The sequence below is a fragment of the Caulifigura coniformis genome, from assembly GCF_007745175.1.
GTDB classification, from domain to species: Bacteria; Planctomycetota; Planctomycetia; order Planctomycetales; family Planctomycetaceae; genus Caulifigura; species Caulifigura coniformis.
The window spans coordinates 5,847,356-5,870,349 of sequence record NZ_CP036271.1 but is presented as its reverse complement, the minus strand read 5'-3'; the positions used below and the strand labels follow the sequence as shown (position 1 = coordinate 5,870,349).

Genomic DNA, 22,994 nt, shown 5'->3' with positions numbered 1-22,994 from the left:
TCCCTCCACGATTTGCGATTCAGGATGAAGCGCACAGTACCGTTGCTGATCACGGCCATCGTGGGCTTCGTGCTCGTCTGCTCGGCGTTCGTTCCGGCCGCCGAATCCTGGGGCGAAAAGGCCCTGATCTGGTTCGACCTTCTCGCCGGCATCGCCTTCATTCTCGGCGGCGCGAATCTCGTCGGTTCACAACTCAAGAAGATCAGCGCGCGTCGGCGCGGATGGGGCTATGCGCTTGTCACGCTCGTGGCGTTCGTCATCACACTGACCGTCGGAGTCCTGAAGCTCGGCGTCCGTCCCGCCCAGAACCAGGAGTTCTACGGGGAATCTTTCGCTCCTCTCCCGGTCGACCAGCTCCCTGCCGTCACGATCGACGCCGCAATCTCCGACGACGTCCGATCCGAACAACTTCCTCCCTCCGTCCGCCGCCAGGTCACGTTCACCGACGCCGGCCTGCGTGTTGCGGGATGGCTGACACCTTCTCAGGTCGCCGACCTTTCGGAAGTTCAACCCACGCTCGACTGGCAGTGTTCGATTGAGAAGCTGGCCGGGCTCGCCGTCCCGCCGCCCGCATTTCGGGGGCGACTTGCCTATCGGCCCGATCATCAGGCTCTGTCCTTCAAGGGCGTCTTGAGCGATGTGGAGAAAACCGAGTTGGCCCAACTTGCTCCGGAGTCGGAGCCATTTCGACAGGCTGCGGACAACCTCGCGGAGAAATCGAACCGGAAGTTCTCCGTCGCCGAGGCGACGCCTCCTCCCGGGTTCGAATTGCCCCCCGCGCTGGCTTCCCGGGCGGTCCTCTCAGACTCCACCATCCAGTGGACTGGCCCCATGTCGATGGCGGACCGGACCGCCTTGGCGCTCGGCTCCCTGCGATCCCGCATCGCGTACCCGATGGGTGCCGAACAACTGGCGGCCTTCCAAGCGTCGCTGACAGCGGATGGCCCGCTGAACGAGGACCAGCAGAAGGCCATTGCCCGCATCGCCTCGAAGGACTTCTCCGAAGACCTCATCGCCACGATCAACACAGCCGGCGTTTCCGCCCCTGGCGCGAAGTCGGCCTGCGAACTGGTGGCCGAACGCGATTCCGGAGTCGCCGATCTCGATCCTGTCATCCCCGCCGCGCCTGCCGTCGAGCTCAATCCAGCCCAGAAACAGGCGATCACGGCGTTCGTGAAGGCCCAGACACATGACTGGACCGCTCTCGAAACGGCGCTCAAGGCGGCCGGCCCCCTCACGGGCAGCCAGTCCGCGGCGATTTCCGAGTTCCAGCAGAAACTCCCCACAATCGGACAGAGAAACCGCCAGATCTTCGACGAGCTGGCGATGTCCGGCCGGCTCACTCCCGCCCAGAGACAGTTCCTCCTGAAGGACTATGAGGTTGAACGCACCTGGCAGGCGGCCGTGGCCCGGCTGTTCTTCACGGCGCACGAGGTGAAATACGCCTGGTCCGGAGAGTTCAACCAGCAGGGAAGCCGGTTCTGGTGGCTGTTCGAATACATCTTCCAGCCAATCCAGTCGATGATGTTCGCACTCCTCGCGTTCTACGTCGCCTCGGCCGCCTTCCGTGCCTTCCGCGCCAAGAACGTCGAAGCCATCCTGCTGCTGGGGACGGCTTTCATCATTCTGCTCGGCCGGACCTACGTCGGCTCGCTGGCGACCGCCTGGCTGCCCAGAGAAAGCCCACTCAGGCTCGAGAACCTGTCGGTCGACATCATGCGGGTGTTCAACTCGGCGGGCAACCGCGCGATCATGATCGGCATCGCCCTGGGCATCGCTTCGACGTCGCTGAAAATCCTCCTCGGGATCGATCGTTCGCACATCGGCGGAAAGGATTGAACTGTGTCGTTTGCGGAACGGCTGAATGCGCTCGATCGTCGCTGGATCTTTCTCGCCATGGGATTGTCCGTCGCGATTCCCGTGCTGTTCGGCCTTCAGTTCCCCGAGTCATCCTCGGCACTCTCGGAACAGTGCTTCCAGATGATCGAAGAGCTGCAGCCGGGCGACCCGGTCCTGATTGCGATGGACTTCGATCCCCCCAGCAAGGGCGAACTCGAACCGATGGCCACCGCGTTCGTCCGCCATTGCTGCGAAAAGAAGCTGAAGATTTATTTCATGACGCTTTGGCCGGCCGGACCGCAGATGATCGACGACGCCATTGAACGGGTCATCGTCCGCGATTTTCCCGCCATGACCTACGGCGAAGACTACGTGAACCTCGGCTTCAAGCCCGGCTATGAAGGGGTCATCAAGGTCATCATCTCCAATCTCAAGACGCTCTACTCGACCGACGCCCGCGGAACGAACATCGACCAGATTCCGATGTGCCGGAACCTCACCGACATCAAATCGATGAAGCTCATCATCAACGTCAGCGCCGGCTATCCGGGGGCGAAGGAGTGGATCCAGTACGCCAGCACGCCGGTCGAACAGCTGAAAAACCGCATTGTCGCGGGCTGCACCGGGGTCCAGGCGGCCCTCCTCTACCCCTATATCCCTGAGCAGCTCCCGGGACTGCTGGGAGCGATCAAGGGAGCGGCCGAGTATGAGGCGCTCGTCAATCAGAAGTACGACGCGGACAAGGGCCGGCCGACGCCCGCCAAGTACCAGGAGGCGCTCCGCCGCATGGGACCGCAGTCGGTCGCCCACCTGCTCATGATCGCCCTGATCATTCTCGGCAACGTCGCATTCTTCCTTCAGCGATCGCGGAGAGGAGCCGCCGCGTGAACGGTTCATCAAAATTCTGGCCGATTGTCGGACTGCTGTTCGCCGGATGGCTGCTCTACCGCGCCACGCTTGGGGCCGGCACGGTCTATGTGGCGGAAGCTCCGAATGGCGTCTGGATGCGGGCCGCACCGGTCGACTTCGTGGCCGGCGCCGCAGAGTTCAGCCCGGGCCGCACCATCGGCGTGTGGGTGGCGGCGCTGTTCACCCTCTGCATCATGTCGTACCTGTATCGCGACAACCCGTTCTACCGCTTTGCGGAAGCGGTCATCGTCGGCGTCTCGGCCGCTTATTACATGGTCGTTGCGCTGTGGACGACGCTGATTCCCAACCTGATCGGCAAGCTCTGGCCGGGAATCGTGCAGGCGACGGCGATGCCCGGGCTGTCGTCTGAGCGGGAGGATTTCTGGTGGCTGTACTTCGTGCCGCTGGTCATGGGAGCCATGCTGATCTGGCGTCTCTCGCCCAAGGGGGCCTGGATCGCCCGCTGGCCGCTGGCCTTCATCGTTGGCACGACGGCTGGCGTCCGCCTGATCGGATACATCGAGGCCGATTTTCTCAGCCAGATTCGCGCCACGCTGCTTCCGCTGGTGGTGATGACTCCGGATGCCAGCGGGCAGCCGGTCTTCCACCTGGGCGATTCCATTCGCAACGCCCTGATCGTGGGCGGCGTTCTGAGTGCGCTGGTTTACTTCCTGTTCTCCGTCGAGCACAAAGGCCCCATCGGCCGCATCGCGCGGGCCGGAACCTGGACGCTGATGATCTGCTTCGGCGCCGCCTTCGGATACACCGTGATGGGCCGCATTGCCCTGCTCGCCATTCGTTTCGAATTCCTGTTCGACGACTGGCTGTGGCTGATCGACCCGCTGGGCCGGCGGACCGGGCTGTTCTGAATTGCGATCGGGCATGGGCTGAGCATTGCGCAGAACGTGTCTCGAACGCAGGGAATCTGTGTGACTGTTGCAAGCATTGCGCGATTTGTGCGTCAGCGCGACAGATCCCGCTACGGCATCGGGGCGTGTCGACCGGCTTTGAGCAAAAACAATGACATTGGACGCAACTCGTGGAGCACGGCCGGCACAGCCGACCCTACAGCTTGTGGTCTTGTCCCAGTTTTTGGGCAAAGCCCGTGGCGACCGGTCGGGGGCTGTCGTCGTTGAAATGAGCGTCATCGGACGAGTCCTTTCATCCTGACTGGAGCGGTTGCGCGCGGGGACAGAGGATGGGCCCATTCGTCCAGCATGAGTCCCAATCCCTGCAGGAGACCTGGCGGTCGGCGTCAGCGGCATCGCCATTAGACGCATCCCACGACCGTTCCTGGATCGGCTCGCAACGGCTCCTTTGTTCGCTACCGCAAGGGTGGTCGCGTCCGTAAATTGACGAGTCCTCCCAGTCACCCACTTTTTGACGACCTGCACAGGAACTTCCGCGATGGCGAAAGCGCTCAACCTCGGCATGATCGGTTACGGCTTCATGGGCCGGGCCCACACCAACGGCTACAAGCGCGTCGCCGATTTCTTCCCCGACATTCCGTTCAAGCCCGTCCTCAAGGCGGCCTGTGCCCGCGACGCCGAGAAGATCAAGGCCTTCGCCGACCAGTGGGGCTACGAATCGATCGAAACCGACTGGCGGAAGCTGCTCGAACGCAAAGACATCGATGCGGTCGACATCTGCGTCCCGAACAACCTGCACAAGGAAATCTCGATCGCGGCCGCCAAGGCCGGCAAGATGATCCTCTGTGAAAAGCCGCTCGCCATGAACGTGGCCGAAGGCGAAGAGATGTGCCAGGCCGTGGAGAAGGCGAAAGTCGCCAACACCGTCTGGTACAACTACCGCCGCATCCCGGCCGTGACGTTCGCCAAGAAGCTGATTGATGAAGGCCGTCTCGGCCGCATCTTCCACTACCGGGCCAACTTCCTGCAGGACTGGACGATCTCGGCCGAACTGCCGCAGGGCGGAGCGGGACTGTGGCGCCTGGACGCCGCGGCCGCCGGCTCGGGAGTCACAGGCGACCTGCTGGCCCACTGCATCGATACGGCCCTCTGGCTCAACGGCGGGATCGCCGACGTCAGCGCCATGACTGAAGTGTTCGTGAAGGAGCGCAAGCACGCCCTGACGGGCAAGACCGAGAAGGTGACGATCGACGACGCCTGCTCGTTCCTGTGCCATTTCCAGAACGGCTCACTCGGGCTGTTCGAATCGACCCGCTACGCCCGCGGCCACAAGGCGCTGTACACCTTCGAAATCAACGGCGAGAAGGGCTCGCTGAAGTGGGACCTCCACGACCTGCACCGGCTGGAGATCTTCGAATACTCCAACGAAGGAGCGACCCGCGGCTGGAAGTCGGTCCACATCACCGACGGCGACCATCCTTACATGGGCAAATGGTGGGTGCCCGGACTCGCCATCGGATACGAGCACAGCTTCGTCCACCAGGTGGCCGACTTCCTGTATTCGCTCGGCAGCGGCGAGCCGTGCCATCCGACGTTCCGCGACGCGCTCGAGACCCAGAAGGTCTGCGACGCCGTCATCTCCAGCGCCAAGGATCACAGCTGGAAGAAGGTCTAACGGCTCAATGGCAAAAGCCCCGTGGGTTGCGACCAGTTTTGCACAAAAACGAACGGCTACGCAATAACTTCTGAAGCTGAACAAAAACGAGCCCGCCGATAGTATCATCGGCGGGCATTTTTATGCGCTGAGAGCTGGCGGGAGCGACACTTGGAATTCTCATCGAACGAACTCAAGATGATTGAGTATCTGCGATTCAGAAAGGCGGGATGGCCCAAGGTCAGATGGATGTGCCTTTTGGGAGCAATTGTCATCGCGATCGGACTTCTTCTCGCATCCCTTGAGCTTTGGACAAGCGGTCGTGAACTAGAGCACTTCCACAGTTGCTTTTCAGAGGGATGATAGGGGAAAGGATTTCTCAAGTGGTTGGCTCAATCAAGGAAGAGTCATGCCCACCCCCTACTCAATGGATTTGAGGCGACGTGTCGTGGCCGAAGTCGACCGCGGCTCTCCGCCGGCCGAAGTCGCCCGGCGATTTCAGGTCACTGAACGAACCATCTGGAACTGGCTCGCGCTTCGCAAAGAGACTGGCCAGATCACTCCCCGGCAGGGAGATGTCGGCCCGGAGTGCGTTCTGGAACCGCATCGGGAGCGGATTTTCAAAAGCGTCCAGGACGACCCCGGCCTGACGCTCGCCCAAAGGCAACGCCAACTCGGTCTGCCGGGCTGCGCGACCACTCTGTGGAATGCGCTTCGGCGCTGGGGAATCACTCTCAAAAAAAGTGCTCAAAGCTGCTGAACAACAGCGGCCGGATGTGGCTCAGAAGCGCCGCTGGTGGAACATCCTGGTGCAGTCGAAAGCCTGTCGCCGTCTGGTGTTCTTCGACGAAACCGGGGCCGACACGAAGATGACGCGACGCTATGGCTGGGGACCAAAATCACGCCGGGTCGTGGACCATGTCCCTCAAGGGCATTGGAAAACGACGACGTTCGCAGCGGCGCTCAGGGCCAGCGGAGTGATTGCTCCCCTGGTGCTGGATGGCCCGATGGATGGGGAATGCTTTCTGGCTTACGTCCGTCAGTTCCTGATCCCGGCGCTGGAGCCGGGAGACTTGGTGGTCATGGACAACCTCAGCAGCCACAAGCAGAGCGCGGTGGGTGACGCGATTCGACAGGCCGGGGCTGAGGTGTACTACCTGCCGCCGTACTCACCCGATCTCAACCCGATCGAGAAGTTGTTCTCGAAGTTCAAGACGCTTTTGCGGACGAGCGCTGAACGGACGACAGAAGGACTCTGGAACCGGATCGGAGTGCTGGTGGACGAGTTCACTCCGAGCGAATGCCTGAACTACATCCGTTCCTGCGGATACACTGCACACGAATCATGAAGTTGCTCTAGAGGTCATGATTGCCGCGCCCCTCTATTTCGGATTTCTCTGCGGATATGCCTCGTGGCTTTTCGGACAATGGAATGGGCAACCACACATCGACCTGCTTATCAGAGTTGTCGACGAGATGATTGTGCGATCGCCCGCCACCACCCCAGCGGCGAAGGTCGACGACGAGTTTTGAGACATAACCCGCATCTGCTGTTGGCCGTCGGCGAAAACTGGCGGCCTTTTTGTATTCAGGGCCTCACGCGACCCCAATCCGTCACTCGTGGGGCCGCTGCAAGCACATCCTTGCTGCCGGATATGCGTCCAAGCGGGACACTGGTGAGGAGGTCGTCGCGACGAACTTTGATGTGATCGAGAAGCCGGGGCGTCTTTTGTGCACGCCCGAATTACTTCGCCAGCTTAAGCACCGAGAAAATGGCCCGGTGATCCGAAGCCACGGCCTCATCAAGCACGCGGGTTTCAACCACCCGCCACCGGGCCGGTGGATGCACGAGGATGTGGTCGATCTGCCGCTTCGGCGTGTCGACCGGGAACGTCGGCAGTTCGCCGTCGTTGGTCCGCTTCCAGACGCGGGCCAGTTCCCTGACGGCCGGGGCTTCAGGCGGCTCATTCAGGTCTCCGGCCAGGATCGCGGGCGTGTTTCCCTTCGTCGCGATGATCCGGTTCACGAGTTCGGCCGACGGGAGCCGCTCGGGCGAGTTGCCCCGGTAGTCGAAGTGCGTGGCGAAGAAGAGAAGCGAGCCACGCTGTTCCGGAAGCGTCACCTCGACTTCGAGCAATCCCCGCTGCTCTTTCGGATAGTAGCTCTGCAGCTTGTGGTTCTCATGCCGCGCGACGGGCCAGCGGGAGAGGATCGCATTCCCATAGTCGCCCCCGTCGTACTTGATGTTGTTGCCGAATACGGGAGTGAGCTTGCACAGCTCGCCGAGCTTCTCTGGCTCGTTGATCTGGCTGCTCCGATTCACGCCGGAGTCGACTTCCTGCAGCGCCACCAGATCCGGATCGACGCTCTGGATCACCCTGGCCAGCCGCTCGATGTCGACCTTGTCGTCCGTCCCCCGGCCATGGTGAATGTTGTAACAGAGAACCTTCACCCGCAGCGGGCTCTCAGCCGCCTGCAGGTGGACGACGGAAAGCAGGGCAAACACGAACGTCAGACGAAACATCGGCAATGGTTCTCCACGACGGACCTGAACGGATTCATTCCAGCGACGACTCGGTCTAGCCGTACTTTGTTTGGGAGGGGGCGAAGCAGAGCTTCGCGGAGGGGGTGTGCCCAAGCTGGAGCTTGGGCACAAGGTCCACGCCTGACCGGAAGCCAGCGTCGTCCGCTCACTTCTGGAGCAGTTCAACGGTCGCCAGGATCGGACGGTGGTCCGAGGCGACAGCTTCGTCCAGAACCTTGACCTCGATCACCTTCCACTGCGATTCCGGCCGCAGGAAGATGAAGTCGATCTGACGCGTCGGCCGCCCGACGGGAGTGGTGAAGGCTTCGGCCGAATTCGACTGCAGCCACGTTTCCCGGATAGTGCGGATGGTCGCGCTGTCGGGCACGCAGTTGAAATCGCCCGCGAAGATCGCCGGCTGCCGCGTCGCGTCAACCCGTTCATTCACCAGTCGAATGGCGCCCTGCCGGTCCGCCTCGCTGGCCTCCTTGCGGCCGAAATCGAGATGGGTCGCAAACAGCCGGAACGGCTGACCTTGCGGCGGGGCGATCTCCGCTTCGACAACGCCCCGTTGTTCCGCCCCCGCACTATTGGGAAGCATATGCACGCGCGACGACGCGATCGGATAGCGCGACAGCACGAGGTTGCCATATTCGCCCCCCTGGAGATCGATCGTCCTGCCGAAGACGAAGTGCTCCAGTTTCGTGAGGCGAGCGAGCTCGGCGGGCTCGTCAAGCTGCTGCGACCGCCTGGCCCCCTTGTCCACTTCCTGTACGGCGACGACATCCGCCTCGCAACCCCGGATGACTCCGGCGATCCGCTCGACATCGAGCTTTCCATCGACGCCCTCGGCGTGGTGGATGTTGTAGGAAAGGACGCGAAGGCGAGGCAGCGCGGCATGCTCGCCGCCGTTGGCGACTCCGATCAGGACGACCAGGCCGATGGCGAAAGCCAGTGGGCAGATTTTTCGAGACGACAGTTTCATTCGATGGCTACGACTTCGATGGATTCGTTTGCGGTCAATCCCGGTCAAAGCCTCGAATCGACGCCGCCCCTGGACTGGCTTCCATGCTTGCGAACGACAACAGCCCGCTATGGCTTCGGAATCTCCAGATCGAAGACGTTGTCGCCTTCAACCACCGTCTGCTTGAGCGGAGTCGACTCTTCACTCAGGTACGTCTTTGGAACGGAATTCCAGCCCTTGAGCGCCACGGACGTCGGCCCGTCCTTGTCCGAGGGTTTGTCGAAGTAAACCTTGTATTCGCCTGTGCGGAGGGGAACAACGAGATCGTAGCTTCCATCCGGCTTTGTCGGGCTCATGCCGAACTGTCCGGTCATGCTGTTCGAATAATTGACCAGCAGCGGGGAATCGGGGGCGGCTCCTCCGATCGTCACCTTTCCCGTGACCATCCCCGTCGGTGGCCCCTTTTCACCGCAGCCGCAGAGTCCGGCGGCAAACAACGTTGAACAGATGAAGAGGAACAGGGTGCGAATCATGATCTCAACTTTCGCTTCAATATCCGCGGGACTGTTTCGACGAGAAAAGTGCGCCCGGCTTCGAAAAGTGCTTCGAAGCCGGGTCCGCGGGACGACTGTCAGAACTCTCCGATCGTCTGACCGTCATTGCGCATCGCAAGCTTCTTGAAGTTCTGGAAGTCGACGTTGTCCGAGATGAAACGAACGCTTCCATCACAGAGGGCGACGAAGATTCCACCCGTATGGAACGAATTCAGGATCGTATTGTTCCGGTAGGGCTGTGCACTGGCGCCATTCTGTGCCGTCTGAGAGTTCGGAGCGAATCGCACGCAGGTGGTGCCTGTCTGCCAGATGTCGACCACTTGCGAATCACAGATAGCGCCGGGCACGAGGAGGTTACGAGCTCCCATCCAGCCGCCAAAATAGTTCGATGAGATGTTCTGCCCGCGCACAAGACCGGACTGCTCTCCAACCAGCATGGTATTGCTGGTTCCATCCGTGATCGCGCTGATGCCCTTGGCCTGGTTGACGGCAAGTGCGCCCGTCAAGCAACTCCAGCCATGATCGCAGTCGAAGTGCTCTTTCGGGGCGGTCCAGGAGAAGTTGGGGGCGGCCCCCTGAATTCCGACATACTGAATCCCGAGCCCGCGGCCCCCGTTATTGAAGCTGGCGGACGGAGTCGGAACTGTCGCCGAGCCATAGTTCAGATAGGTCGTGGGAAAAAGATCCGCGGCCGACGACGGGCATCGATAAGCGGGCATCACGAATCCACGGAGAACCTCATTTCCAAGGTAGGCATTCGCTTCGACAGGTGCTGAGCTGAAGCTACCGCTGTTGAAATTCAGCTGATTGAAGAGTGGCGCCTGATCGATGTAGGGCAGAACGGACACGCGCCAGTTCGTCGCGTTCTTCGTGCCGGCCTGATCGTAAAGTGTTCCTCCGCGGGAACCGATCGGAAAGACGCTGTAGGTGCTCTCGTAGTTATGGAGAGCCAGACCGATCTGCTTCAGGTTGTTCTGACACTGTGACCGCCGCGCGGCTTCGCGAGCCTGCTGGACAGCGGGCAGGAGCAGTGCGATCAGAATTGCGATGATCGCGATCACCACGAGCAACTCGATCAACGTAAAGCCTTTTGCTCGGCGTCGACCTGAACAGGGAGAGGACATGCGGAGCTCCATGATTCGAGAAAACTGCGAACGGGCAAACAAAAGCCTGCCGGAACTGGAGCAGCCCAAATCAACAGTCTTCAGGCAGGAATGACGGATGCGCAATCGTATTTTTTTTCATCGCGGAGCGGACCGTCAATCCCAACCTCGGAATCGGCGGTTGAGATGCCCATTAACGCACATGACGCCTTCAGTCGCGACAACTGCCACGCCCGAGAGAACGAAGGAGCCCCGGGGGGCTTCGTCACTCGATGTCCCCGAAGGGCCATCTCCCGCTCCACCGCGCACAACCTCATCCGGCCTGTTGAAAGGAGCTGCATTCTCATGAACCACCGGCGACGCACGACCGTGCCCGATTCATTTCCCATCGAATGATCGGGCAACATGCACACGCACGCCGTCCAACGCGCTCCTTGCCGGCTTTCTCAAAACCCGACGTCCCAGCACATCCAGGCGACAACGACTCCGCCGCGGCTCCCGATCACCGACCAGGACAGAAATCTCCACCACATCGGGGTGGCGCCCCCCTTAAGACACGGCGACGACATCAGCCTCGCAACCCCGTATGACTCCGGCGCTCCGCTCGACATCGAGCTTTCCATCCATGCGTTCCGCATGGTGGATGTTGTCCGAGAGAACACGCAACGCGCGTGGCCGCCCTGCTCGGTAACAACATCGGAGGAAAGTCAGATCAGGAGGAGCAGCAGCGTTCGAGGCCCTCGTCGACGCGACGTGAGCGCGCGCCGTTCAGAAGGATTGCTTACTTCTTCGAAGCGACGGCGGGCGCTTCCACGTCGAACTGGTTCGCGCCGCCCTTCACCTCGAATTTGAGCGGCGACTTCTCTTCCGTGCGATACTCCTTCGGCACGCTCGTCAGCACTTCGCTGGCCGTCGTGGCCGGGCCATCCGACGCCACAGGAATTTTCGTGAGGAAGACGGTGTACTCGGCGAGCGGGAGACCCTGCTCGAGCGAATAACTGCCGTCCGGCTGCACATTCGCGCCGGCCCCCTGGCCGATGCTGTTATTGACGAAACTGATCCGGACCGCGTCTTTCGGCTCGGCGCCTCCGATGGTCACCTTGCCGGCAACCGTGCCCACGGGCGGGCCGCTCTCACCGCATCCGGTCGCGATCACAACACCCAGCAACAAAACAGCAATCACCCTGCTCACGTCAAACCTCGGTTCTGCAGTGTCTTGGAATGAAAATTCACCACGGCCGGACATCCAGCGCCGGCCGTGGTGTGTTGTCGTCGAACGGTCGCCGGCACGAACTCTTAGAGTTCGCCAATCGGCTGTCCGTCGTCGCGCATCGCCAGCTTCTTGAGATTCTGGAAATCGATGTTGTCGGAAATGAACCGAACGCTGCCGTCCGCCAGCAGCACGAAGACGCCGCCGGTGTGGAACGAGTTGATGATCGTGTTATTGCGGTAGGGATGGCTGTTCCCGGCATGCTCGAACTTCGAGTTCGGGGCCCAGCGGAGGCAGGTGGTGCCGGTCTGCCACTGATCCGACGTGTTGGTGCAGCTGGAATTCGGCACCCAGTTCTGACGCGCGCCGGACCATCCCCCGTAGTAGTTCGACGTCCGGTTGGTCCCGGGGCCGCCGTTCACCGATCCGGACAATCCAGACTGCTCGGCAACGAGGATCGTGTTGCTGGTTCCATCCGTGCAGGAAGCGATGCTCTTGTTCTCATTGACGGGAAGCATGCCCTGGACGCAGCTGTAGCCGTGGCCGCAATCGAAGTTCCGGCCGTCGTTTCCATTGGCGATCCAGTCGAAGTTGCGGGCCGCTCCCTGGATGCCGACGTACTGGATGCCCATGGCCCGGCCATTGTTGTTGAACCCGCCGCCGGTGGCCGATTGCGTCTTCACGACGCCCGAGTGATCGGTGTAGCTGGTCGGAAAGACTTCCAGCGAGCTGGACGGACAGAGGAACCCGGGGACGACCAGCCCGCTCAGCACGATGTTGCTGCTGGGCTGACCGGCCGCGTTCGCGAACGCCTGGGCGGCCGTCTGGCCGGCTCCGAAGCTGGAGGCGAAGTCGAGCTGGTTGAAGACCGGCGCCTGATCGATGTAGGGGAGGATGGACGTACGCCAGTTGATGCCGTCCTTCACGCCGGCGTTCGAAAAGGTGCGTCCGCCGCGCGTTCCCGGCGGGAACGTCATGTACGTACTCTCGTAGTTGTGAAGTGCCAGCCCGATCTGCTTCATGTTGTTCTGGCACTGCGAGCGGCGGGCCGCCTCGCGGGCCTGCTGCACGGCCGGGAGCAGGAGAGCGATCAGAATCGCAATGATCGCGATGACGACCAGCAGCTCAATGAGTGTGAACGCGCGGGCACGACGGGAAACAGACGAAGAAACGGGCATACTGAAAGTGTCCATGAAGCACGAAGAGTCTGGGCGGCGCTGAGAACAATCTCCGGACCTGCATCGCAAGCAGGGCCGCCCTGGAAAGACCTTGGTCGCGTGCGAATTCTTTTCGCTCGCCCTCATCCGTCAACCCTGGGTGACAGTTGTGCAACCAAAATTGACGGTGATTTCTCATTTTCAGCCATTGCCAGCATCGAATGAGCTGGCATGACGCCGGCCATCGGTCCCGCTCCTGGGGGTTACTCCCTACGCAAAACGACCGAGATCGTTGTCGGGGTCTCATTCATGTGCTCAAAACGCCCGTTCCCTGGGGGAGACGGCTCGCGCTCATGGCCGCCATTCTGAGGAATCGATCAGGTTTCGGACGTCACGCGAAGGAGCGACATTTGCGGAGTTTCATGGACTTTGAACGGAGATCGGGGTAAAGTTGGGCACTCCACACAGCCTGTTCCCCACCCGCTGTTTCCCGCCTCGAGAACCGGCCTTTGCGTCACGCAGACCAGTTCCAACGGCGCCCGCCAGAATGTCCTACCGCTCGATGCCCAACGACGTGCCGCGCGCAGATTCTCTCTGCCCGACCAACGACTCGTTCCGACACCGGGCGACGTCCGCGTCGTGGCGGATGGCTGGCTCACTGGCCGTTCTCTGCGGAGCAGCCGCGATCGTCGCCCTGACCGGCGGTCCCTCCGATCGACTGGCGGCCGCTGCGGCTCCCGGACCGGTGGCGGCCGGCGGAACCCGCCCGACGTTCGACGTCAAAGGGCAGATCCTCCCCCTGTTCGAGAAGTACTGCGTCGACTGCCACTCCGGGACCGATCCCGAAGCGGGCCTCGATCTCAAGCTCATGCTCGATGGCGGGATCGCCAAACACCGGAAAACCTGGGAGAAGGCGTTTGCGCTGGTGCGGCTGGAGAACATGCCGCCGGCCGACTCCGAGCAGCCAACGAAGGCCGAGCGCGAACTGCTCTCGCGCTGGATGGACGACTCGCTGTTCTATGTCGACTGTAAAAAGCCGGTTGATCCGGGCCGGGTCACGGTCCGCCGCCTGAACCGGGCGGAATACAACAATGCGATCCGCGACCTGATGGGGATCGACTTCGAGCCCGCGAAGGACTTCCCGCTGGATGACGTCGGCTACGGGTTCGACAACATCGGCGACGTGCTGACGGTCCCGCCGCTTCTGATCGAGAAGTATCTCGACGCCTCGGAACAGGTGGTCAGCCGCGCGATCGTCACCCCTGAATCGCTGATGGTGACCAGGACGATCCGCGGAACGGAGTTCATCAACGACAAGTCCCGCGAAGTCGGAGATGGCACGCGCATCCTGACCTCGAACGGCGAATTGATCGTGCCGGTGAAGGTCGACTTCGAGGGCAAGTACACCGCGACCATCGCCGCCTATGCCGACAAGGCGGGCGACGATCCGGCCAAGATGGAACTGCGGCAGGACGGAAAAGTTCTGAAGGAGTTCGAAGTCCGCCGGCGGATGAACGGCCCCGGATTCACCTGCGATGTCGACCTGCCGGCCGGCGAAAGCAAGCTGGCCGTGGCCTTCACGAACGACTTCTACGACGCCGAAAAGAAGCTCGACCGCAACCTGTACGTGCAATCGCTCACGCTCAAGGGGCCGGTGGGAGCCGAAGAGGAATTGAAGAAACGAAACGCACAGGTGGTGCGGGTGACTCCTGACGCGAAGACGTCTCAGGATGTGGCCGCGCGCGTGAACCTGCAGTCACTGATGCGTCGCGCCTTCCGGCGACCTGTCTCGTCCGACGAAGTCGGCAAGTATGCGAAGTTCGTGGCCCTGGCCACGAAGAAAGGACAGTCGTTCGAACGCGGGATGCAGGTGGCGTTGCAGGCCGTGCTCGTCTCGCCCGATTTCCTGTTCCGCGTCGAAAACATTCGTGAGACCGACGCCTACGGCCGTGGAATCCTCGACGACTACTCGCTCGCCTCGCGGATGTCGTTCTTCCTGTGGGCGAGCGTGCCCGACGACGAACTGATGCGGGCCGCGGGCGCCGAAGAACTGCGAACGGAGCGCGGCCTGGCGAAACAGGTGACCCGGATGCTGGCCGACAAGCGGTCGGCGTCGCTGATCAAGAACTTCGCCGAGCAGTGGCTGGCGCTGAGGAAGCTGCGGACGGAAGATGTCATGCCGTCGAAAGACCAGTTTCCCGAGTTCAACGAGCAGCTCCGCGAGGACATGATCCGCGAAACGGAGATGTTCTTCGAGGAGATGATCCGCAGCGACCGCAGCATCCTCACGCTGATCGACGGCAAGTACACGTTCATCAACGAGTCGCTGGCGAAGATTTACGGAATTGAAGGGGTCAAGGGGAACGACTTCCAGCGCGTGGAACTCAAGGACGCCAACCGCGGAGGCATCCTGACGCAACCGGCCATCCTCACCCTCACGTCCTATCCCACGCGCACGTCCCCCGTGAAACGGGGCCAGTGGGTGCTCGAAACGCTTCTCGGCGACGAGCCGCCCGAGCCGCCGCCGGTCGTTCCCGGCCTTGAAGAGACAACCAAGGCCAACCCGAACCTGCCGATGCGGGCCCAGCTGGAGCTGCACCGCGCCGACCCGGGCTGCAAGGCGTGCCATAAGGTGATGGACGAGATCGGGTTCGGGATGGAGAATTTCGACGCGATCGGGCGCTGGCGGGTGAAGGACGGCCCCAACGAGATCGACGCCCGCGCACAGCTGCCGTCGGGCGAGCATTTCAGCGGACCTGGAGAACTGGTGTCGATCCTGCGGGCGCGGGAAGACGAATTCCGCCACTGCATGACCGAAAAGCTGCTCACTTACGCTCTCGGGCGCGGAATAGAATACTACGACCGCTGCGCAATCGACGCGATTACGAAGCGGCTGAAGGAGAATGGGTCACGTTTCTCGGCGCTCGTCCTGGGAATCGTCCAGAGCGAGCCGTTCCGGATGACCCGTCAGGCGGACCGTTGACCTCGACCAGCCGCGCGTTGCGGCCTTGAAGTTCATCCCCAGTTAGGAATGCACTGATGCATCTGCCGCGACGAACTTTCCTGAAAGGCATGGGCGCCTCGCTGGGACTGCCGTTTCTGGATGCGATGCTCCCGCGAACCGTCCTCGCTGGAGCCGCCGCGAAAGGGGCCGTGGCCGCGGCGCCGACGCGAATGGCGTTCGTCTTCTTCCCCAACGGCGCCATCATGCGCGACTGGAAGCCGACGAAGGCCGGAACCGACTTCGAACTCCCCAAGACGCTGACGTCGCTCGAGAAACACCGCTCCGACATGCTGGTGGTCTCGGGCCTCGCCCACGATAAGGGCCGTGCGAACGGCGACGGCGCCGGCGACCACGCCCGGTCGTGCGCCGTGTTCCTCACCGGCTGCCAGCCCAAGAAAACGGGCGGAGCGGACATCCAGGCAGGCATGTCGGTCGATCAGATTGCCGCCGAGAAATACGGCCGGGAGACGAAACTGCCGTCGCTGGAACTCGGCATCGAATCGGGCCGGCAGGCGGGCAGCTGCGATTCGGGATACAGCTGCGCCTACTCGTCGAACATCAGCTGGAAGTCTCCCTCGCAGCCGATGGCCAAGGAGATCAATCCGAAGCTGGCCTTCGAGCGGCTGTTCGGCGATTCTCGCGACGCACAGGCCCGGGCCGAACGGGACTACTACCGCAAGAGCATCCTCGACTTCGTCGCCACCGACAGCGCCAAGCTCAATTCGAAGCTCGGGACGACCGATCGCCGCAAGCTGGATGAATACTTCACCAGCATCCGCGAAATCGAAATGCGGATCGACCGCGCGTCGGAAGACCGCGGAAGGCTTCCGGACCAGCCTGCGCCGGACGGCATTCCCGGAACCCTCACCGAACACATCCGCCTGATGTACGACCTGATGGTGATGGGCTTCCAGACCGACGCCACCCGGATCTCGACATTCATGCTGGCCAGCGAAGGCTCCAACCGGACCTATCCGGAGGTCGAGGTCACTGATGCGCACCACCAACTGTCGCACCATCGCAATGAAGAAGAGAAGATGGTGAAGATCCAGCGGATCGACCAGTACCTGGTCGATCAGTTCGCCTACTTCATCGACCGCATGAAGGCGACGAAAGAGGGGGACAAATCGCTGCTCGACCGGAGCATGATCGTCTACGGTTCGGGCATCAGCGACGGCAACCGCCATTCGCACCACGACCTGCCCGTCCTGATGCTCGGCAAGGGGAACGGAGCCGTCGCCACCGGCCGCCACATGCAGCTGGAGGGCGAAGTGCCGATGACGAACCTGTTCCTGGCAATGCTCGACAAGGTCGGAGCCTCCACCGAGCGGATGGGCGACAGCACCGGGAAACTGACCGGCCTGAGCTGACCCTTCGGCTGCTGCTGAACAATCGAAAAAGGTCCGGCAGGAATGCCGGGCCTTTTTTTGGTTTCACGAACGTCGATTCGAAAACGGCTCGATTCACCACAGTGACACAGAGGGACGGAGAAGAGGGAGATCGCGGACTGACGAACAGCCTCCGCCCTGAACTCCCGGGCCGGATGCTGGAAGCCGCTGGCTGCATGACGAAGTCAGATCGATGATGCCCCCCAAGGCCCCCGCAATCTGATCGGACTCCCTTTACCAACCCTTCGTGTCTTCGTGTCGAAATCTCCGCCCCCCACCGCACCAGCTCACTCCCGTCCAACCCGAGATCTCCCGCTTCTCTGTGTCTTTGTGGTGAACCGAGCCGTCCGGCAAGCCGCTCTCAATTCACCGGCCGGCGGATCACCAGCGCCGCGCACGTCCCGCCAAAGCCCAGCGACAGCTTGACCGCCATGTCGATCGAGCGCGTTCGCGCCTGGCCGGGCGTGTAGTCGAGATCGCAGTCCGGATCCGGCTGTTCCAGGTTCACGGTGGGGGGAACAATCCCGTGCTGCATCGCCTGGATCAACGTGGCCGTTTCGACGCTGCCGGCGGCCCCCATCAGGTGGCCGATCGATCCCTTGAGACTGAAGCACGAGACGCGCCGCGCATGCTCCCCGAGGGCCGCCTTCAGCGCGTTCGTCTCGCACAGATCGTTCAGCCGCGTTCCAGTGCCGTGCAGCGACGCGGCGTCAATCTCCTGAGGCCTGACGCCGCTCCTTCGCAGCGCATCGTGGAGGGCCCGCGCGAGCGACTGGCCTGTGGGATCGACCTCGACGAGTGAGTCGTTGTCCGAGGTCAGCCCGGCCCCGAGGATCTCGGCCAGGATTGTGGCGCCGCGGTCCCTCGCGCGATCGATGTCTTCGAGAATGAGCGCTGCGGCCCCTTCGCCAACGGCAAACCCGCTCCTTCGAGCGTCGAATGGACGACAGCTGAAGGCGGGATCATCACTGGCCGGCGCGAGGACTCCCATGCGGCGATAGGCGGCCAGATAAGCGGGATGCAAAGAACTGTCCGCGCTTCCGGCAACGACCAGGTCGCAGGCTCCGTCGCGAATCAGTTCGGCACCTCGAATGATCGAAACCAGGCCCGTTGCACACGCCGCCGAAGGAGCAACTGCAGGCCCCTGAAAGCCCCGGCGGCGGGCAATCTCCTCGGCCGGGCCCGAGAGCCGATAGACGATGGCTCGCTGCTCCTCGTCCCAATCATCCAAGTGCCCTTCCCAGTCGACGAAGGGAGGTTCGAACCAGGGCGTCAACACCGGCTTACTGGTTCCAAAGGCAATGCCAGTGCGGCCGAGCACGGACGGCGGCAGATCACCAAGTCCGGCCCGCCGACACGCTTCCCCGGCCAGTACGCCCGAGAGACCTGAGAGGAACCAGTGAGGCATCGATCGAATTGACCTGCCGGCGAGCCGAGCGCCGGCCCAATGGTCCCAGCCAGACGGTCGGGGAATGTCACCTTCGAGGGCATCGAAGGCGAGCGGTTGGACTGCACGGGTTCCCGCGAGAACGCCGGCCCAATGTTCGTCCGGGGAGAGTCCCAGGGGCGAAGCAATTCCGATTCCGGTCACAGCGACCGGGCGAATCTCGCCAGACATCGCGGCTGTGACCTCTAGTTCCGCCGGCTCGAGCGGCAGACCGCGAACAGCGCGGCCCCGATCATCACGACCACGATGATGTATTCGAGCGTCAGGCTGCGGGTGATGACGACGGGCGCCGGAGTCGGCGCGGGAGCCTGGGCCAGCGCCGGCAACGCCGAAATTGCGAGCGCCGCCACGGCCACGAGGGCCGGCAATGCCGGTCCGCCGGTCCGATGCCCGCGCGGAGCCGGAATGTGGTCGTCACTGCTCGACAAGGGACTATCCCAGGGTGATGTTCAGAAGCTGGTCCAGCGGCCGCCTCAGCCGCCGATACTCCGCGGCCGGCAGCGAAACGGTCTCCCATTTCTGCGACCGCTGCCGCATCGAATGAAGGTACTCGCTCACGTACACGACGTAAAAGGCATACGCCCGGTCGCGAAACCGGAACAGCTCGGGAAACCCTTCGGCCGCGGCGGCGTCCACGTCATAGGTGAAGACAAACGCGGCGCGAAAATCGGCCCCGAAACAGGCCTCCCACTTGAGCAGGCATTCGACGTCGTCCACTGTGGCCCAGTTCTCCCAGGGATGCCCGCCAGCAGAGGAGGCGGCGAACTTCCGCCCTTTGACATCGACGAGCAGATGCGGCCGGGCCGGAGCATAGACGATGAAATCCATCGACTTGAGCGACATCTCCTCCGCCAGCGCGCGGCGGTTCTCGTTGACGGCCACGTAGGGACGCCTCAGCCCCCGCAGATAGGCCTCGAACGCCAGCTCGTAGTGGTTCGACCGGATGGCGATGGGGTCACTCCTGAAAGGCTCGGTTCACCACAGAGACACGGAGGGCACGGAGACAAGGGAGGTCGCGGGGGTAAAAGTCAAGTTCCGCCCTGAACTCCTCGCCTTCAAATGTTGTGGCGGACGCATCTGTCACCACCTCGATCATCACCACCACAACACGAAGAGTTTTATCAGGGTCACAAAGGCCATTTTTCCATCTTCGTGAACCTATGAAGGATGCCTTCGTGTCGAAATCTCCCCTCTCAACCAACCCGGGGCACGCCTCCCAGGCCGCGATCTCCCTCTTCTCTGCGTCCTCTGTGCCTCCGTGGTGAACTTCTTTCACTTCTCCGTCTGCGGCGTCGCGGCCGCTTCTTTTTCCACACGGGCGAAGTCGCCTGCCATCACGATGACCAGCTTGTCGAGGCTGAGTCGCTTCTGCAGCGCGGCTTTCACGGCGTCCGTCGTCAACCCGGAGATGTGCGACTCCAGCTTCGAATAGAAGCTCATATCGCGATCGGCCTCGAGCGTGCTGCTCAGGATGCTCGCCAGGTGACTGTCATCGGAGCGGAGAACTTTCTGGTTTTCCAGGTAGCTCCGCTGGGCCGCCTCCAGCTCCTGCTCCGTGATGCCCTGCGACAGCAGTTTTGACGTCTCTTCGCGGATCGCCGTGTCGACTTTCGGCATGTTGGTCGGGTTGGTGATGGCGTAGGCCGAGAAAATGGCCCGTTCATCGAGCGCCCCGGCACGGAACAGCGAGCCCACGCCGTACGACAGGCCTTCCTTCTGGCGGACGCGGTCGCCCAGCCGTGAGGAAAGGCCGCTGGAGCCCAGCACGAAGTTCCCGATCGTGAACGCCGGGTAGTCGGGATCGGAGTCCTTCATCGGAATCACTTCTCCGGCGAAGTACACCGCATTGTCCTTGTCGGGCGTCTCGATCTTCTCGACGCGCCCGGCGATCGGCGTGCTGCCGGCGCGGGAAATCCGCACGTAAGGCTGAGCGGTGGTCCAGCCGTCGAAGATCTTCGAGAGCTGCACCTGGGTCGACTCGACGTCGAAATCGCCGACGATCGACAACTCGCCACGCTCGCCGCCCAGGAATTCGCGGTGCAGCCGCACGACGTCGTCGCGCCCGAGCCCCTTCCAGCGTTCGATCGCTTCGGCCGTGGACGGCGTATAGCGGACGTCGGTCGGCGGATAAGGGCTGAGCGCCTTCTGCACGGCCGTCTGAGCCAGGGCCTGCGGATCGGTCAGCTGCTGAGTCAGGCTGCTGAGCTTCAGGTTGCGGATGGTGTCCAGTTCGGCGACCGGAAGCGTCGGCTCGCGGAGCACCTGCCGGAGGAGTTCGAGGACCGCAGGCAGAGTCTGGCGTGTCGCTTCAATGCTGAACGACGCCTCGCCGATCGAGCCCGAGGCCGCGATGCGGGCCTTGTTCTTGTCGAGCAGGTCCTGGATCTGCTGACGCGAGAGGAGCTTCGTCCCGCGGAGCATCAGCGTCGGGAGCGCCTCGGCTGCCGTGTTCAGTCCGACAAGCGTCTCGGGCGCTCCATACCGCAGCGTCAGCCGCAACTGGACCGTTTCGCCGCGGGTCTTCTTCGGCAGGAGCGCGGTTTTCAGCCCGCTGCCCAGTCGGCCGCGGGTCGTCCGGGTTTCAATGTTCTTTGGCGACACGTCGAACGCTTCGCCCATGGCGATCGCTTCCCGTCCCTTGTAGTCGCCGAGCATTTCGGCGAGCGAGGGGGTCGGCGGAATCGCGATCCGCTCCGATTTCTCAGACGGGATGAACAGTCCGACGGTCCGGTTGTTTCGCGTGAGATACTTTTTCGCGACGGCCTTCACTTCTTCAGGCGTGACCTTCTCCAGCCGGTCGCGGTACAGGAACAGCAGCCGCCAGTCTCCCTGGGCCGCCCAGTCGCTGAGCTGCACGGCCGTCTGGGACGAGTCGGTCATCGCCAGTTCCCAGGTTTTCATCCAGAAGCGGACGGCCCGGTCGACCTCTTCCTGAGTCACCCCTTCCTCGCCGATCGTTTCGACGAGTTCCGTCAATCGGGAGAGGACGTCCTGTGGTTCGTTCCCCTTTGTCACCGTGGCCATCAGCGTGAGGACGCCCGGATCGTGCAGCGCGTAGGCGCTGCCGTCGATGCGGGTCGCCATGCGCGTCTCGACGAGCCCCTTGTACAGGCGTCCCGACGGGGCGGCCGTCAGGATGTGCTGCAGCACGTCGGCGGCGGCGTAGTCGGGGTGGGCGCCTGAGCAGATATGGTAGATCGCACCCGCCAGCGCGACGTCTCCGACGCGGCGGAGCGTGACGATCCGTTCGCCGTCCTGGGGAGGCTCTTCGGTATACGTGTTCTCGAGGACCCGGTCGGGCCGCGGGATGACGCCGAAATGCTTCTCGGCGAACGCCAGCGCCTTGGCCGGGTCGAAGTCGCCGGCCACCGTCAGGATCGCGTTGTCGGGCTGGTAGAACTTCTTGTAGAAGCGGCGGAGGCTTTCGACCGGCACGCGCTCGATGTCGGCCCGGTTGCCGATCGTCGACTTGCCGTAGTTATGCCATTCATACGCGGCGGACATCATCCGCTGCGACAGGATCCGTTCAGGGCTGTTCTCCCCCCGTTCGAACTCGTTGCGGACGACCGTCATCTCCGATTCGAGGTCTTCCTTGCGGATGAAGCTGTTGACCATCCGGTCGGCTTCCAGCTGGATGCCGAACTCGAGGTTGGCGTCCGTAGCCGGCATCGTTTCGTAGTAGTTCGTGCGGTCGAGCCAGGTCGTGCCGTTGAACGTCGCGCCATGTTCCTTGAGAACCTTGGGGACCTCGGGAAACGTCGGCGTCCCCTTGAAGACCATGTGTTCGAGCAGATGGGCCATGCCCGCCTCGCCGTAGCCCTCATGCCGTGAGCCGACGAGCACCGTCAGGTTGACCGTCACCTGGGGCTTGGAGGGATCCGGGAACAGCAGGATCCGCAGCCCGTTCGACAGCCTGTATTCCGTAATGCCCTCGACCGAAGTCACGAGCTCGGGGCCGGCGGCCTCCGCAGTCGTCGTCGACATCAACACTCCCATCAATACCGCGCCGGCGATGAGCCGAGAAGCACGTTCCGTGCGCATGAACAGAATCCTGATCGCTACCTGGGGAGCCCCCGCAAATGATAGGGCGGGCCTGTCCCGGGATAGTAGCGATGTCCAGAAACCCGGGAAACAGGCCGGCCCGGCTCCGAAGGTGTGAGGGCGGTGCGATCACCGCCGCCGGGCGCATGCCCCGCGGGGTCCGCGCTCTCCCGGCGACAGGGGGTTGGGACGGGGGCCGCGACCTGCCGGAGGCCGGCAGGTCGCGTCTTTGGAAAGTCCGGTGGATTCGCCAGATTTTGCTCACGCCCCCGGCACTGCCCGGCCGATCGTAACCTCGCCTTGGAATTCGCCCTGAGTGAGGGGTTTGGGT

Annotated in this window: 20 protein-coding genes; 8 read left to right on the top strand and 12 right to left on the bottom strand. The window is 62.6% G+C overall.

The window, feature by feature from the left end; translation table 11 throughout:
* The first annotated feature begins 24 nt into the window (after positions 1-24).
* The 6 genes from Pan44_RS23715 (at position 25) to Pan44_RS23690 (ending at position 6,620) form a co-directional block, all read left to right on the top strand.
* Positions 25-1,839 (top strand): hypothetical protein, encoded by a 1,815-nt coding sequence (locus Pan44_RS23715; protein WP_145034233.1) that lies wholly within the window; start codon positions 25-27, stop codon positions 1,837-1,839.
* A gap of 3 nt (positions 1,840-1,842) precedes the next feature.
* Positions 1,843-2,727, top strand: coding sequence for a hypothetical protein (locus tag Pan44_RS23710; protein ID WP_145034232.1), 885 nt, complete (start codon positions 1,843-1,845; stop codon positions 2,725-2,727).
* Positions 2,724-3,617 (top strand): hypothetical protein, encoded by an 894-nt coding sequence (locus tag Pan44_RS23705; RefSeq protein ID WP_145034231.1) that lies wholly within the window; start codon positions 2,724-2,726, stop codon positions 3,615-3,617. Before Pan44_RS23710 ends, Pan44_RS23705 begins: the two co-directional genes overlap by 4 nt.
* Before the next feature lie 538 nt (positions 3,618-4,155).
* Positions 4,156-5,292 (top strand): Gfo/Idh/MocA family protein, encoded by a 1,137-nt coding sequence (locus tag Pan44_RS23700; RefSeq protein WP_145034230.1) that lies wholly within the window; start codon positions 4,156-4,158, stop codon positions 5,290-5,292.
* A gap of 388 nt (positions 5,293-5,680) precedes the next feature.
* Complete coding sequence (locus tag Pan44_RS28415; protein ID WP_145027931.1) at positions 5,681-6,031, top strand: IS630 transposase-related protein; 351 nt, start codon at positions 5,681-5,683, stop codon at positions 6,029-6,031.
* Entirely contained in the window at positions 5,979-6,620 is a 642-nt protein-coding gene (locus Pan44_RS23690; RefSeq protein ID WP_145027933.1) for an IS630 family transposase, read from the top strand. Before Pan44_RS28415 ends, Pan44_RS23690 begins: the two co-directional genes overlap by 53 nt.
* Positions 6,621-7,015: 395 nt before the next feature.
* On the opposite strand, the gene Pan44_RS23685 is transcribed toward Pan44_RS23690, so the two are convergent.
* The 7 genes from Pan44_RS23685 to Pan44_RS23655 all read right to left on the bottom strand — a co-directional run bounded on the left by Pan44_RS23685 (position 7,016) and on the right by Pan44_RS23655 (position 12,804).
* Positions 7,016-7,795 (bottom strand): endonuclease/exonuclease/phosphatase family protein, encoded by a 780-nt coding sequence (locus Pan44_RS23685; protein ID WP_145034229.1) that lies wholly within the window; start codon positions 7,793-7,795, stop codon positions 7,016-7,018.
* 166 nt (positions 7,796-7,961) lie between these two features.
* On the bottom strand, positions 7,962-8,780 hold the full coding sequence (locus Pan44_RS23680; RefSeq protein ID WP_145034228.1) for an endonuclease/exonuclease/phosphatase family protein: 819 nt from the start codon (positions 8,778-8,780) through the stop codon (positions 7,962-7,964).
* Positions 8,781-8,887: 107 nt separating this feature from the next.
* Entirely contained in the window at positions 8,888-9,292 is a 405-nt protein-coding gene (locus tag Pan44_RS23675) for a hypothetical protein (RefSeq protein WP_145034227.1), read from the bottom strand.
* Between the two features lie 98 nt (positions 9,293-9,390).
* A complete protein-coding gene (locus Pan44_RS23670; protein ID WP_145034226.1) occupies positions 9,391-10,437 on the bottom strand; it encodes a DUF1559 domain-containing protein in 1,047 nt (348 codons plus the stop codon).
* Positions 10,438-10,862: 425 nt separating this feature from the next.
* Entirely contained in the window at positions 10,863-11,054 is a 192-nt protein-coding gene (locus Pan44_RS23665; RefSeq protein ID WP_145034225.1) for a hypothetical protein, read from the bottom strand.
* Between the two features lie 143 nt (positions 11,055-11,197).
* The gene (locus Pan44_RS23660; RefSeq protein ID WP_145034224.1) at positions 11,198-11,608 is read right to left on the bottom strand and encodes a hypothetical protein; all 411 of its coding nucleotides are present in this window, start codon (positions 11,606-11,608) and stop codon (positions 11,198-11,200) included.
* A gap of 104 nt (positions 11,609-11,712) precedes the next feature.
* Positions 11,713-12,804 (bottom strand): DUF1559 domain-containing protein, encoded by a 1,092-nt coding sequence (locus Pan44_RS23655; protein ID WP_145034223.1) that lies wholly within the window; start codon positions 12,802-12,804, stop codon positions 11,713-11,715.
* 526 nt (positions 12,805-13,330) lie between these two features.
* Here Pan44_RS23655 and Pan44_RS23650 point away from each other — a divergent pair.
* Both Pan44_RS23650 and Pan44_RS23645 read left to right on the top strand, forming a co-directional pair.
* Positions 13,331-15,766, top strand: coding sequence for a DUF1592 domain-containing protein (locus Pan44_RS23650; protein WP_145034222.1), 2,436 nt, complete (start codon positions 13,331-13,333; stop codon positions 15,764-15,766).
* Between the two features lie 56 nt (positions 15,767-15,822).
* Complete coding sequence (locus tag Pan44_RS23645; RefSeq protein ID WP_145034221.1) at positions 15,823-17,157, top strand: DUF1552 domain-containing protein; 1,335 nt, start codon at positions 15,823-15,825, stop codon at positions 17,155-17,157.
* 379 nt (positions 17,158-17,536) lie between these two features.
* On the opposite strand, the gene Pan44_RS23640 is transcribed toward Pan44_RS23645, so the two are convergent.
* From Pan44_RS23640 to Pan44_RS23620, 5 genes are all read right to left on the bottom strand, one after another.
* Complete coding sequence (locus Pan44_RS23640) at positions 17,537-18,583, bottom strand: beta-ketoacyl-[acyl-carrier-protein] synthase family protein (protein WP_197453605.1); 1,047 nt, start codon at positions 18,581-18,583, stop codon at positions 17,537-17,539.
* Positions 18,584-18,807: 224 nt separating this feature from the next.
* Positions 18,808-19,050 carry a hypothetical protein gene (locus tag Pan44_RS23635; protein WP_145034219.1) on the bottom strand — a complete coding sequence of 81 codons (243 nt, stop codon included), beginning with the start codon at positions 19,048-19,050 and terminating at the stop codon, positions 18,808-18,810.
* A gap of 4 nt (positions 19,051-19,054) precedes the next feature.
* Entirely contained in the window at positions 19,055-19,567 is a 513-nt protein-coding gene (locus Pan44_RS23630; protein ID WP_261342623.1) for an HYExAFE family protein, read from the bottom strand.
* A 10-nt stretch (positions 19,568-19,577) separates the two neighbouring features.
* A complete protein-coding gene (locus Pan44_RS23625; RefSeq protein WP_145034217.1) occupies positions 19,578-19,898 on the bottom strand; it encodes a hypothetical protein in 321 nt (106 codons plus the stop codon).
* Entirely contained in the window at positions 19,895-22,663 is a 2,769-nt protein-coding gene (locus Pan44_RS23620) for a M16 family metallopeptidase (RefSeq protein ID WP_231754146.1), read from the bottom strand. The genes Pan44_RS23625 and Pan44_RS23620 overlap by 4 nt, the downstream gene beginning before the upstream one ends.
* Positions 22,664-22,994 lie beyond the last annotated feature (331 nt).